Annotated in this window: 13 protein-coding genes; 7 read left to right on the forward strand and 6 right to left on the reverse strand. The window is 72.2% G+C overall.

The window, feature by feature from the left end:
- Nucleotides 1–23: 23 nt before the first annotated feature.
- Nucleotides 24–395 (reverse strand): MmcQ/YjbR family DNA-binding protein, encoded by a 372-nt coding sequence (locus ACFYMO_RS29935; RefSeq protein WP_366771158.1) that lies wholly within the window; start codon nucleotides 393–395, stop codon nucleotides 24–26.
- 116 nt (nucleotides 396–511) lie between these two features.
- Here ACFYMO_RS29935 and serC point away from each other — a divergent pair, with 116 nt between their 5' ends.
- Nucleotides 512–1630, forward strand: a complete 1119-nt coding sequence (serC, locus tag ACFYMO_RS29940) for a phosphoserine transaminase (RefSeq protein ID WP_366771159.1) — start codon at nucleotides 512–514, stop codon at nucleotides 1628–1630.
- A 106-nt stretch (nucleotides 1631–1736) separates the two neighbouring features.
- Nucleotides 1737–2129, forward strand: coding sequence for a hypothetical protein (locus ACFYMO_RS29945; RefSeq protein WP_019357453.1), 393 nt, complete (start codon nucleotides 1737–1739; stop codon nucleotides 2127–2129).
- Between the two features lie 274 nt (nucleotides 2130–2403).
- On the opposite strand, the gene ACFYMO_RS29950 is transcribed toward ACFYMO_RS29945, so the two are convergent.
- Nucleotides 2404–3366 (reverse strand): hypothetical protein, encoded by a 963-nt coding sequence (locus ACFYMO_RS29950; protein WP_388550383.1) that lies wholly within the window; start codon nucleotides 3364–3366, stop codon nucleotides 2404–2406.
- A gap of 118 nt (nucleotides 3367–3484) precedes the next feature.
- Here ACFYMO_RS29950 and ACFYMO_RS29955 point away from each other — a divergent pair, with 118 nt between their 5' ends.
- The 3 genes from ACFYMO_RS29955 to ACFYMO_RS29965 all read left to right on the forward strand — a co-directional run bounded on the left by ACFYMO_RS29955 (nucleotide 3485) and on the right by ACFYMO_RS29965 (nucleotide 6287).
- Nucleotides 3485–4159, forward strand: a complete 675-nt coding sequence (locus tag ACFYMO_RS29955) for a GDSL-type esterase/lipase family protein (RefSeq protein ID WP_366771160.1) — start codon at nucleotides 3485–3487, stop codon at nucleotides 4157–4159.
- Between the two features lie 402 nt (nucleotides 4160–4561).
- The gene (locus tag ACFYMO_RS29960; protein ID WP_366771161.1) at nucleotides 4562–5236 is read left to right on the forward strand and encodes a TetR-like C-terminal domain-containing protein; all 675 of its coding nucleotides are present in this window, start codon (nucleotides 4562–4564) and stop codon (nucleotides 5234–5236) included.
- 52 nt (nucleotides 5237–5288) lie between these two features.
- Nucleotides 5289–6287: an aldo/keto reductase gene (locus ACFYMO_RS29965; RefSeq protein ID WP_388550326.1), complete on the forward strand. Its 999-nt coding sequence runs from the start codon at nucleotides 5289–5291 to the stop codon at nucleotides 6285–6287.
- 156 nt (nucleotides 6288–6443) lie between these two features.
- Here the strand turns inward: ACFYMO_RS29965 and thpR are convergent, their stop codons facing one another.
- The 3 genes from thpR to ACFYMO_RS29980 are packed head-to-tail and all read right to left on the reverse strand — an operon-like array spanning nucleotide 6444 to nucleotide 9012.
- Complete coding sequence (thpR, locus tag ACFYMO_RS29970) at nucleotides 6444–7043, reverse strand: RNA 2',3'-cyclic phosphodiesterase (RefSeq protein ID WP_366771163.1); 600 nt, start codon at nucleotides 7041–7043, stop codon at nucleotides 6444–6446.
- 31 nt (nucleotides 7044–7074) lie between these two features.
- Nucleotides 7075–8601 carry an MFS transporter gene (locus ACFYMO_RS29975; RefSeq protein WP_366771164.1) on the reverse strand — a complete coding sequence of 509 codons (1527 nt, stop codon included), beginning with the start codon at nucleotides 8599–8601 and terminating at the stop codon, nucleotides 7075–7077.
- 33 nt (nucleotides 8602–8634) lie between these two features.
- Nucleotides 8635–9012, reverse strand: a complete 378-nt coding sequence (locus ACFYMO_RS29980; RefSeq protein ID WP_051019546.1) for a MarR family winged helix-turn-helix transcriptional regulator — start codon at nucleotides 9010–9012, stop codon at nucleotides 8635–8637.
- A 286-nt stretch (nucleotides 9013–9298) separates the two neighbouring features.
- On the opposite strand from ACFYMO_RS29980, the gene ACFYMO_RS29985 reads away from it, so the two are divergent.
- On the forward strand, nucleotides 9299–9550 hold the full coding sequence (locus tag ACFYMO_RS29985) for a hypothetical protein (protein ID WP_366771165.1): 252 nt from the start codon (nucleotides 9299–9301) through the stop codon (nucleotides 9548–9550).
- 63 nt (nucleotides 9551–9613) lie between these two features.
- Here the strand turns inward: ACFYMO_RS29985 and ACFYMO_RS29990 are convergent, their stop codons facing one another.
- Complete coding sequence (locus ACFYMO_RS29990; RefSeq protein WP_366771166.1) at nucleotides 9614–11092, reverse strand: NCS2 family permease; 1479 nt, start codon at nucleotides 11090–11092, stop codon at nucleotides 9614–9616.
- 215 nt (nucleotides 11093–11307) lie between these two features.
- On the opposite strand from ACFYMO_RS29990, the gene ACFYMO_RS29995 reads away from it, so the two are divergent.
- Complete coding sequence (locus tag ACFYMO_RS29995; protein WP_366771167.1) at nucleotides 11308–11583, forward strand: DUF2530 domain-containing protein; 276 nt, start codon at nucleotides 11308–11310, stop codon at nucleotides 11581–11583.
- The last annotated feature ends 187 nt before the right edge of the window (nucleotides 11584–11770 follow it).

Below are 11770 nucleotides of genomic sequence, written 5' to 3' on the forward strand. Positions count from 1 at the left end.
CCCTCCCCCGTACGGGTCGGGACTCATCCCTCGTACGGGTCGGGTGCGGTGAACGTCTCCAGCAGCCGGGGCGGCGCCGCCTGCTTCCAGGAGTCGACGACGATGTCCCGCAGCTCCGCCATGTCCTCCAGGGCCGCCAGCCGGGCCCGCACCCAGTTCGAGCCCGCCTCGTGCGGCGGCACCCAGAACTTCTCCGGCTCGGCCGCGATCAGCTCGCCGCGCTCCAGCTTCGGGCAGCGCGCCGCGAAGGAGGACTCGTCGTCGGGCATGGTCAGGAACATCTTCCCCGCCACCCGGAAGGTCGGCATGGACCACGCCTCGACCTCCTTGCTCTCGGGCAGCGCGAGCGCGAGGCGGCGCACATCGTCGGGACCGGGTCTGTGACCTGCTGTCATGCGCCCAGCTTATGGTCCGGAGCCCGGTCCGCACCGGCCCCCGGCGGATCCGCCGCCTGTCTCAGGCGCTGGACGGCTGCCGATGCGGTCTGGACGGCGGCACTAGGCTGACCCTCGTGGCTGATCTCCAGATTCCCGCTGACCTCAAGCCCGCCGACGGCCGTTTCGGCTCGGGCCCCAGCAAGGTGCGTCCGGAGGCGCTCAGCGCCCTGGCTGCGACCGGTACCTCGCTCATGGGCACCTCACACCGGCAGGCGCCCGTCAAAAACCTGGTCGGACAGGTACGTGACGGCGTACGGAACCTCTTCTCGCTGCCGGACGGGTACGAGGTCGTACTCGGCAACGGCGGCTCCACCGCCTTCTGGGACGTGGCGACCCACGGTCTGATCGAGAGCCGGTCCCAGCACCTGTCGTTCGGCGAGTTCTCCTCCAAGTTCGCGAAGGCCGCCAAGCAGGCGCCCTGGCTGGGCGAGCCCAGCGTCATCCAGAGCGACCCGGGCACCCATCCGGAGGCCCGCGGCGAGCAGGGCGTGGACTCCTACGCGCTGACCCACAACGAGACCTCCACGGGCGTGGCCATGCCGCTGCGCCGGGCGCCGGGCGCCGACGACGGCGCGCTGGTGCTGGTGGACGCCACCTCCGGGGCCGGCGGGCTGCCGGTCGACATCACCGAGACGGACGTCTACTACTTCGCGCCGCAGAAGTCTTTCGCGGCCGACGGAGGACTGTGGATCGCGGTCTTCTCACCCGCCGCCATCGCGCGCGCGGAGCGGATCGCGGCCTCGGACCGGCACATCCCGGCCTTCTTCGACCTGCAGACGGCGATCGACAACTCGCGCAAGAACCAGACGTACAACACCCCGGCGCTGGCCACGCTCTTCCTGCTCGGCGAGCAGCTGGACTGGCTCAACGGGCAGGGCGGCCTGGAGTGGGCCGTCTCCCGCACCGCCGACTCCTCGGCGCGGCTCTACAACTGGGCGGAGAAGGCGTCCTACGCGACGCCCTTCGTCACCGACCCGGACCAGCGCTCCCAGGTCGTGGGCACCATCGACTTCGCGGAGAGCGTGGACGCCGCCGAGGTGGCCAAGGTGCTGCGGGCCAACGGCATCGTGGACACCGAGCCCTACCGGAAGCTGGGGCGCAACCAGCTGCGGGTCGCCATGTTCCCGGCGGTGGAGCCGGCGGACGTGGAGGCGCTGACCGCATGCGTCGACTGGGTGATCGAGCGCCTCTGACGGCCTCGGAGCACCGGAGCGCCGGACGGGCTACGCGGTAGCCCGTCCGGCGCTCGCGTGCGGCCGCGGCGCATCCCCGCGCCCGCGATCGGGTACGGGATGCCGCATGAGCACTCCCAGCACCGGTTTTCAGCTCTTCGCCCGGGAACGGCGGGTACGGCTGACGACCTACGAGAGGGAAGGCACGCCTTTCGGGCACGGCGCGCAGATCGCCGTCGAGGGGGACCGCGCGTATGTGCGCACGCACGCCCGGGCCCGGCAGCGGGAGCACATCGAGCGCTACCCGGAGGTCGAGCTGGCCGCCGCCACCCTGACCGGCACGCCCGCCGGGGCGCCGATGAAGGCCCGGGTGCGGGAGCTGCGGGACAGCGAGGCCCGGCACGCCGCGGCCCAGCTCGCCCGCAGACATCCGCTCACCCAGGGTTTCCTGGTGCCGCTCGGCTACCGGCTGATGTTCGACCGGCCGGTCCACTACGAGCTGCGGCTGGTCGGCGAGTAGCCGCGCGGCTGCCAGGCGTCGGCCCCCCACCGGGGCGGACCGTTCGCCTGCCGGGGTTCGTCCGTCGGGGTCCGCCTTACCGGAGGTTGTCCGCCGGGGCCCGTCCGTCAGCCGGCGGGGTCCGCCGTTCACCTGCCGAGGTGCTGGAACCTGCGGACGGCCAGCGGCAGGAAGACGGCCGTCAGCGCCGCCGGCCCCCGGACCGGGGCGGACAGGGCCGGGATGCCGGCCGCCTGCCGTGCATCGGCCCGGCGGCGGGCCGCGCCGGAGGCGGTCAGTCGCGGCGGCGGGTGAAGAGGCGGCGCAGCCCGAACCAGATGATCAGCGCTGCGACGAAGGTCCCGGCGCCCAGCGCCAGGTTGCGGTCGTCGTCCGCCGAGGAGCCCTCGCCGCCGTCCTTCCCGTGCGACGCGGAGTCCGCGGAGCCGTCCTCGCGGGCGGCGGGCGGCACCGCCTCACCCTCCAGGCGTGCGGGCTCGACACCGCTGTTCGTGCCCTCGGAGCCGTACATCAGCGTCCGTCCGTCGTTCGCGAAGGTCACCGACTCGCCCTGGCGTTGCAGCGGCACCGGAACGGAACCGATCTTCTCCGGCTTGCCGTTCCGCCAGGTGTAGCCGTAGGCGCTGAAGTAGCCGCGCAGCACCAGCCGGGTGCCGTCCGGGGAGAAGGCGCCGTCCGTCGCCTCGAAGTCGATTTTCGCCACCCGCGAGAAGGTGTTCACGCCGTTCGGGTCGAGCTTCTCGGGTCCGGCGTAGACGCCGCCCTTGCCCTTCGCGCTCTTGCTCGCGATGTAGACGCGCCCCGTCTTGGGATGGACCATCAGCGACTCCGCGTTCCGCGGGCCGCCGTCGTAGCGGACGGTGTAGCGGGTGGGGGTCACCGTCACCTCCCCGCGCAGTTCCTTCGGTTCGGGGAAGCGGTAGATCCACACCTCGGGCCAGGTGCCGTCCAGGTTGTCGCCGATGTCGCCGACGTAGAGGTCGCCGTCCGGGCCGAGGGAGATCGCCTCGACGTCGCGGGGCTCGATACCGCTGAGCGTCACGCGGCAGACGGTCTTGCCGGTGGAGCTGTCGACCGCGTACACGTACGGGCCGTCGTCGGAGTCGTTGTGCGTCCAGTAGACGCCCTTGTGGGCGCGGCTGGCCGCGAGGCCGCTGGACTCGGTGATGCGGGAGTCGCGGATGGTGAAGCCCTCCGGGCCGTCCGCGGCGGCGGCGACGCCCGGGGACGCCGTCATCGCGCCCAGCACCACGGCGACCGCCGCCCCGACCCCGACCCCACGCATACGCACAGACATGGCACCCAGTGTCCAGCATCACGGTGCGGGGCGTGTCGGCATCCCGGAGGATATGCGGATGCGCGTTCTCTTCGTCGGCGACTCCATGACGATCGGCGCGCCCGGCGCCCACACCTGGCGCTACCGGATGTGGCAGCACCTCACCCGCACCGCGCCCAAGGGCGGCTGGTCGATCGTCGGCCCCCGCACGGCACTGCACGGTGGCGGCGACGGCTACGCCGATCCGCGCTTCCCGCCGCACGCGCGGGCCCATCTCGCGGACTGGGGTGCGGGGTGGGTGCACATGGCGCCGGTCGTGGAGGAGGTGGTCGCGGCCCACGGCGCGGACACGCTGCTGGTCTCGCTCGGGCTGATAGACCTCGGGTTCTACACGGATCCGGCGCAGACGCTGGAGAACGTCGAACTGTTCCTGACCCGGGCGCGGGCCGCCGACCCCGCGCTGCGCGCGGTGTTGCTGCCGGTCCTGCCCAACATCCGCGCGGTGACCGACGCCGGATTCGCCGCCTCCTGTGCGCACTTCAACACGCTGCTGGCCAAAGTGGTGGCGGAGCGGTCGGAGCCGCGGTCGCCGCTGCTGCTGGCCTCGGCCCCGGAGGACTGGTCCCCGCGGCGGGACACCTACGACGGCACCCATCCCTCGGCCGCGGGCGAGCACCGGATGGCCGCCGCCTTCGCCGAGGCGCTGCACCAGGCGTGGGGTGTGGGAGGCCGCTACCGCGCCGGAGCGGCATGAAGCACGGCCGGGCCGGACGGAGCAGTCGGAGCGGCCGGGCGACCGGGGGGCGGGGGGCGAAGGGAGCGCACGACCGCGAACCGCGCGGTGCGAGCGCACCGCGCGTGAGAGTACGGCGACACCCGTACACATACGCCAAGATCCGTCAAGTACGGTCAAGTGCGGCAATATCCAGCCAAGAGCCGCATCTTTCACGTCGGAACCTGCCACGGGTCGACGCACAGGGCACCATCAGGGGGACCACTGGGCCAGACTGGCTCCTTGTGTGCCGCGAACACCCCGAGTGCGATGGTTTGGGCCATTACACGGGGTGCTCGCGGCATCCCCCGACTAATGCACGCGAGCGCGCACTAAGTGTTCGGAACAGTAATCGGAATCCCAGCCTCGACGCAACGCGGAGCCATGACTCCTCCAGAACCGCAGGAATCCGACCGGCCGCCGGAGCAGCCGCGGCCGCACGGCGCCACCCGCCCCGGCGGACGCACAGCGCGCACCCGGGCAGCCGTACTCGCCGCGGCCTGGGACGAGCTGGGTACCCAGGACCTCGCCTCGCTCACCATCGAGCGGATCGCCCAGCGCTCAGGAGTGCACGCCGCCACGATCCGGCGCCGCTGGCGGACCGTCGAGGGCGTCATCAGCGACCTGCTGAGCCGGAGCGGTGGAACGATCCCGGTGCCCGACACCGGCAGCCTGCGCCAGGACCTGCACGCCCTGGCACGCTCCCTCGCCGACTTCTACACCCAGCAGCGCAACCAGCGGCTGATCGAGGCCATCGTGACGGCCGCGACCCGCGACCCCGGCGCCGCCGAGGTGCTGCAGACCGTCCTCGGGGGCCGCGTCCGGCACGTCGCCTCCCTGGTGGACCGCGCCGCCGAGCGCGGCGAGGTCGCGTCCGACACGGACGGCTTCGAGGTCATCGCCGCGCTCGGTGCGCCGTTCTACTACCGGCTGCTGATGCTCCGCCGCCCCGTCGACGCGAACCTGGCCCGCACCAGCGCCGAGACCGCCTACCTCGCGGCGGTCGAGGGTGTCTTCCGTACCGGCGACGGGGCGGAAGCGGAGTCCGAAGACGGCTAGTCGGCCGTGTACGCCTTGCTTCGAGTGCGCTCCAAGTGTCTAGCGTGTCGGCATGGAGTACACGCAGCTCGGACGCACCGGACTGAAGGTCGGCAGGCTCGTTCTCGGCACCATGAACTTCGGGCCGCAGACGAACGAGCCCGACAGCCACGCGATCATGGACGCCGCCCTGGCGGCGGGCGTCAACTTCTTCGACACCGCGAACGTCTACGGCTGGGGCGAGAACAAGGGCCGTACCGAGGAGATCGTCGGGAGCTGGTTCGCCAAGGGCGGCGGCCGCCGCGACAAGACCGTGCTGGCCACCAAGGGCTACGCCAACATGGCACCCGACGGCGAGGCACCCTGGCCCAACCACGACAAGCTCTCCGCACTGAACATCCGCCGCTCGGTGGAGGCCAGCCTGCGCCGCCTGGGCACCGACCACATCGACCTGTACCAGTTCCACCACGTCGACCGGGCGACGCCGTGGGACGAGATCTGGCAGGCCATGGACGTCCTGGTGCAGCAGGGCAAGGTGCTCTACGTGGGCTCCAGCAACCACGCGGGCTGGCACCTCGCCCAGGCCAACGAGACCGCGGCCCGGCGCGGCTTCCTCGGGCTGGTCAGCGAGCAGTGCCTCTACAACCTCGCCGAGCGGCGCGCCGAGATGGAGGTCATCCCGGCCGCCCAGGACTACGGGCTCGGCGTCATCCCCTGGTCCCCGCTGCACGGCGGGCTGCTGGGCGGCGCACTGCGCAAGGAGCGGGAGGGCGGCAGCGGTCGCACCGGCTCCGGGCGCGCGGCCACCACGCTCGCCGACCCGGCGGTCCGCGCGCAGCTGGAGGCGTACGAGAACCTCGTCGCCGAGCACGGGCTGGAACCCGGCGAGGTCGCGCTCGCCTGGCTGCTGTCCCGGCCGGGCGTCACCGGACCCATCGTCGGGCCCCGCACCGCCGCGCAGCTCGACTCCGCGCTCCGCGCCGTCGAGCTGCGGCTGGGCGACGAGCTGCTCGGGGCGCTGGACGGGATCTTCCCCGGGCCGGGCCCCTCCCCGGAGGCCTTCGCCTGGTAGTGCCCGCGGCCGGCGGTCAGCGGCCGCCCAGCGCCGAGGCCAGGACGACGACGAGGAAGAGCACCACCAGCACACCCGACACGATGCGCATTCTGGTCTTAGCGTTCACGGCGACAACGGTAACCGGGGCCGGCGGCGGAGCGGGAAGCGGCTCCGTCACCGCCCCGGACCGCCGCCCAGCGGCCACCGGGCCAGCGGCTCGTAGTGCGGCTGCTCACCGGGGACTCCGCCGGTCGGGGGCACGCTGCGGATCAGCAGCAGCTCCCCGGCCCGCCAGCCGGAGCCGCGGAACGGCTCCAGCCCGGCCACGAAGGGGCGCAGGTCGACGCCCGGCCCGCGGCCCCTGGCGCGGGCCAGGGTGAGATGCGGGCGGAAGGAGGGCGGCGCGTCGGCGGGCAGCAGGCCTGCGCGGCGGCCCGCTGCGGTGGTGGCCGCGGCCAGCTTCCGGAGCGCGTCGCGCTCCGGTGCCTCCTGCCGGATCCCGGTCCACAGGGTGTGGCCGCCGAAGCGGCCGCCGCCGGCCAGCCGCATCGGGACGGGGCCGCTCGCCCGGTGCGCCGCCCGGCCCAGCCGGGCGGCGAGGTCGGCTCGCGCCCGGTCGTCCGCCTCCCCGTAGAAGCTCAGCGTGACGTGCCGGTTCGCGGACCGCGTCCAGCGCAGCGCGGCCGCGTCCGGGAGTTCCTGGAGGGCGGCCACCTCCCGGTCCAGCTCTTCCACCGCGGCCGGCGGGGGCCACAGTGCGGCGAACAGTCTCATGGACGAGCAGCCTGCCACGGCCGCGCCCCCGTCACGCCGGCTCGGTGACCGCTTCGCGCGTCCCGCGGGTGTCGGGGGTGTCGCGGGTCTCGTCGGTCTCGCGGGCCGCGGGGTTCTCGCGGGGGACGAAGCGGACGTAGCGGCGGCCCTTTCGGAGGCTGACCGCCGGGCGCAGTCCGGCGAGGCGGCCCAGGACGAGGGCGACCGCGACCGCCGCCGCGGCCGAGATGAGGCCGCCCGCGAGGAAGCCGGTGCGGGCGCCCCAGGTGTCGGTGATCCAGCCCATGATCGGGCCGCCGATGGGGGTGCCGCCCACGAACACCATCATGAACAGGCTCATCACCCGGCCGCGCATCGCCGGGTCGGAGGCGAGCTGGACGCTGGAGTTCGCGGTGACGTTGAAGGTCAGCCCGGCGAGCCCGATCGGTGCCATGAGCGCGGCGAACAGCCAGTACGAGGGTGACAGCGCGGCGGCGAGTTCCAGTACGCCGAAGGCCAGTGCGGCACCGGCCATCAGCCGCATCCGCGACTGCCCGCGCCGGGCGGCCAGCAGGGCTCCGGCCACCGAGCCGACCGCCATCAGGAAGTTGAGGGTGCCGTAGGTGCCGGCCCCCGCGTCGAACACATCGCTGGTGAAGGCGGTGAGCCAGATGGGGAAGTTGAATCCGAAGGTCCCGATGAAGCCGACCAGCACGATCGGCCACAGCAGTTCCGGATGTCCGCCCACGTAGCGCAGGCCCTCCCGCAACTGGCCCTTGCCGCGCTGCACCCGCTTGCCGGTGTGGAGTTCGGCGCCGCGCATCAGCAGCAGCCCGAGCAGCGGGGCGCCGAAGGACAGGCCGTTGATCAGGAACGCCCAGCCGCCGCCGACCGCGGAGATCAGCACTCCCGCGACGGCCGGACCGACGAGCCGGGCGCTCTGGAAGTTGGCGGAGTTGAGCGAGACGGCGTTGCGTATCTGGGTGGGGCCGACCATCTCCGAGACGAAGGTCTGCCGGGTGGGGTTGTCCACGACGGTGACCAGACCGAGCGCGAAGGCGAGCACGTAGACGTGCATGACCTGCACGTTTCCGCTGAGGGTGAGCGCTGCCAGCACCAGCCCGATGACGCCCATCGTGGCCTGGGTGACGAACAGCAGCCGGCGCTTGGAGCAGCGGTCGGCGATGACGCCGCCGTACAGCCCGAACAGCAGCATGGGCAGGAACTGCAGGGCCGTGGTGATGCCGACGGCGGTGGAGGAGCCGGTGAGGCTGTGCACCAGCCAGTCCTGGGCGATGCGCTGCATCCAGGTGCCGGTGTTGGAGACGACCTGGCCCATCGCGAAGAGGCGGTAGTTGCGGATCCGCAGCGAGCTGAACATCGAGGGCTTCACGGGGGCGCCGGGCGCGGGCACGCCGGGCGCCGCGGTGGAGGCCGGAACGCCGGGCGAGGGCGCGGCGGCGGGCGCGGATGCGGCGGGCGCGGCGTCCGGGCCGCGGGCGTCGCGGGGCTGCTGCGGGGTGGTGTGGTCGGCTGCGGATGGTGCGGGTGCGGAGTCTGCTCCGTGGCCCGTACTCAAAGCGGCGTCGCCTCCTGTTCTTGGTCGTGCTCCTTACAGATGTGCCAGCTTCTCCAGCACCGGCGCGGCGGCGCGCAGCGTCGCCCGGTCCTCCTCGTCCAGCTCCTGGACGAGCTCGGTCAGCCAGGCGTTCCGTTTGGCGCGGGCGGCGGCGAGCATGGATTCGGCCTGCTCGGTCTGGGTGACCACCTTCTGCCGCCGGTCCTCGGGGTGCGCGTCCAGCCGGACCAGACCCTTGGCCTCCAGCATCGCGACGATGCGGGTCATCGACGGCGGCTGCACGTGCTCCTTGCGGGCCAGCTCGCTGGGGGTGGCGGAACCGCAGCGGGCGAGGGTGCCGAGCACGGACATCTCCGTGGGGCTCAGCGACTCGTCCACGCGCTGGTGCTTGAGCCGCCGGGAGAGCCGCATCACCGCGGCGCGGAGTGCGTTGACGGCTTCCTTGTCGAGCTCGGCGAGGTCCTGTTCGCCCTCGTCGGGCGACAGGGGCCGGTCCGGCCCGGCGAGCTGGTCGACCGCGCCCGGTGAGGGCCCGTCCGCGTAGCGCGGCGCGGGGAGCTGTTCCGACATGGTCCTTAGCTTAACTCATTACTCGCTCTAAAGACCAAGGGGTTTACCCGGCAGTGGCTCACACGTACGAGTGAGTCCACACGCGTTCGCCGGACAGCGGGCCGGGTCGGTTCGCGACCGTTGTCGTATGAGCAGCCTGACTCCGCCGTGTGCCAGCGACCCTCACGAGCCGCCCGACTCCCAGGTTCTCAGCCTGCGGATAGAAGCCGCCCTCTTCGAGCGGCTGAACGATCATGCCGCGAAGCGCGGGATGAGCGTCCAGGACTATGTGGTCCGCACGCTCGTCCGCGACGACTTCGACGAGCGCTTCAAGGCATCCGTCGAACGGACCGAGCAGTTCTACGGCCCCTCGCCGCAGGGCAGCAGGGGCCTCGCCTGAGGCCCCTGCTGCCCTGCGGCGACCACCCGGCCCGGACACCCGCCGCCGGGCACGCGCCTGGTCCTACGAGACGCCGAGCAGCTGCTCGATCGGGTTCAGCAGGAAGTAGACCAGGAAGCACAGCCCCACCACGTTCAGCAGCCACGGCGTCTCCCGCGCGCGCCCGGCGGCGGCCCGCAGCACGATGAAGGCGATCACGCCCATGCCGATGCCGTTGGTGATGCTGTAGGTGAACGGCATCGAGACGATGGTGAGAAAGGCCGGGATGGCGACGGTGGAGTCGGCCCACTCGATCTCCCGCACATTGGACGCCATGATCAGAAAGCCCACGACCAGCAGCGCTGGGGTCGCCGCCTGGGAGGGCACCACCTTCGCGAGCGGGGTGAAGATCAGGGCCAGCAGGAAGAGCCCGCCCGTCAGCACGTTGGCCAGGCCGGTGCGCGCGCCCTCGCCGACCCCGGCGGTGGACTCCACGAAGCAGGTGTTGGCCGAGCAGGAACCGACTCCGCCGGCGGCCACCCCGACACCGTCCATGAACAGGATGCGTCCCATTCGCGGAAGCTGTCCGTGCGCGCGGTCGTCGGCCAGTCCGCTCTCCTCGCCGACGCCGATGATGGTGCCCATCGCGTCGAAGAAGCCCGACAGCAGCACCGTGAAGACGAAGAGGCAGCCGGTCAGCCACCCGACTTCCCGGAACCCGCCGAACAGGCTGATCTCGCCGATCAGCCCGAAGTCCGGGCTGCCCACCACCGAGTCGGGCAGCTTCGGCACCGACAGGCCCCAGGCGGCGTCCGGGATGTCGGCCACGGCGTTGATCACGATGGCGACGACGGCCATGGTCACGATGCCGATGAGGATGGCGCCCCGGGTCTTGCGCACCAGCAGCACGTACATCAGCACCAGGCCCAGTACGAACACCAGCACGGGCCAGCCCTGGAGCTGGCCGCCCGTCCCGAGACCGAGTGGAACGGTGGTGTCCGCCTCGTCCGGGTTGCGGGATACGAAACCGGAGTCGACCAGGCCGATCAGCGAGATGAACAGGCCGATCCCAATGGCGATGGCGCGGCGCAGCCCGTTCGGGATGGCGTCCATCACCCGCTGCCGGAGACCGGAGGCCACCAGGATCATCAGCACGATCCCGGCGAGCACCACCATGCCCATGGCGTCGGGCCAGCTCATCTTGGGGGCGAGCTGGAGCGCCACGACGGCGTTGATGCCCAGGCCCGCGGCGAGTGCGATGGGCACATTGCCGATGACGCCCATGAGGAGGGTGGTGAGCCCGGCCATCAGCGCGGTGGCCGTCACGAGCTGGCCGTTGTCGAGGTGCTGGTGGAACTTGTCCTCTCCGGCCCCGAGGATGATCGGGTTCAGCACGATGATGTAGGCCATCGCGAAGAAGGTGGCAAGTCCGCCCCGGAGCTCGCGGCTGACGGTCGAGCCGCGCTGCGAGATCTGGAAGAAGCGGTCCAGTGCGGACGGGGCGGCGGGCGGGGTTCCCTGCGGGGAGTCCCCGGAATCGACCGGGCTGGCCGAAGCGGACATGCGTGACCTCGGATACGTGCTGGTGCGTGCGGGCGGGCGGGCGGAGTGCGGCCTTGGAATCAGATTGGATAATCCGACGAAAAAATCCGGCCACAAGCAGCCCGGTTCAGTATGAACAACCGAACGGGATGATCGCCAACTCCGGCTGCGGCCTCCCCGCACCCCCTCGCTAGGCTGGAGCCGGGGAACAGACGAGAGACGAGGGAGCCAGGGCGATGAGCCTCATGGACAGGTGGACCAGCGGTGAGCGCGAGGCGCCCGAGCCGCTGGAGGGCAACGTCACCGCCACCGTCGTCACCGGCACGCTGCTGTGGCTCGCCCTGTTCCTGGTGCAGCTCCCCTTCTACGGCTGGTTCGCCGACCACGACCGCACCTGGTGGCTGTGGACCTGCGCCGCGGGTGCCGCCCTGGGCTGCGTGGGGATCTGGTACGTCCGAGCCCGCGAGAAGGCCATCCGCCAAGCAGCGTCCCAGGAGCCCCAGGACGGCTGACCCGCTGTGTCCGTCCCCCGCCCGGCAGGGCCGGGTGCCTGGCCCCGGCCACGGGCCCGTGAGCCGACCGGTCACCGCGAGTGGACCGGTCCCCGGCAACGGGCCGAGGCGTGCCACCGCGACGGGCAGGGAAACGGGATGGGTGATCCGGGTGTCGCGGCGCGACCCGCCGGGCCGGCGGCCGGGG

Origin of the sequence: Streptomyces sp. NPDC007025 (assembly GCF_042869455.1) — a bacterium.
In the GTDB taxonomy this organism is placed as follows: domain Bacteria; phylum Actinomycetota; class Actinomycetes; order Streptomycetales; family Streptomycetaceae; genus Streptomyces.

Coding starts and splice junctions, on each gene's coding strand:
- ACFYMO_RS29935 (WP_366771158.1), bottom strand. CDS start 395: ATGACAGCAGGTCACAGACCCGGTCCCGACGATGTGCGCCGCCTCGCG.
- ACFYMO_RS29945 (WP_019357453.1), top strand. CDS start 1,737: ATGAGCACTCCCAGCACCGGTTTTCAGCTCTTCGCCCGGGAACGGCGG.
- ACFYMO_RS29950 (WP_388550383.1), bottom strand. CDS start 3,366: ATGACGGCGTCCCCGGGCGTCGCCGCCGCCGCGGACGGCCCGGAGGGC.
- ACFYMO_RS29955 (WP_366771160.1), top strand. CDS start 3,485: ATGCGCGTTCTCTTCGTCGGCGACTCCATGACGATCGGCGCGCCCGGC.
- ACFYMO_RS29960 (WP_366771161.1), top strand. CDS start 4,562: ATGACTCCTCCAGAACCGCAGGAATCCGACCGGCCGCCGGAGCAGCCG.
- ACFYMO_RS29965 (WP_388550326.1), top strand. CDS start 5,289: ATGGAGTACACGCAGCTCGGACGCACCGGACTGAAGGTCGGCAGGCTC.
- thpR (WP_366771163.1), bottom strand. CDS start 7,043: ATGAGACTGTTCGCCGCACTGTGGCCCCCGCCGGCCGCGGTGGAAGAG.
- ACFYMO_RS29980 (WP_051019546.1), bottom strand. CDS start 9,012: ATGCGGCTCTCCCGGCGGCTCAAGCACCAGCGCGTGGACGAGTCGCTG.
- ACFYMO_RS29985 (WP_366771165.1), top strand. CDS start 9,299: ATGAGCAGCCTGACTCCGCCGTGTGCCAGCGACCCTCACGAGCCGCCC.
- ACFYMO_RS29990 (WP_366771166.1), bottom strand. CDS start 11,092: ATGTCCGCTTCGGCCAGCCCGGTCGATTCCGGGGACTCCCCGCAGGGA.
- ACFYMO_RS29995 (WP_366771167.1), top strand. CDS start 11,308: ATGAGCCTCATGGACAGGTGGACCAGCGGTGAGCGCGAGGCGCCCGAG.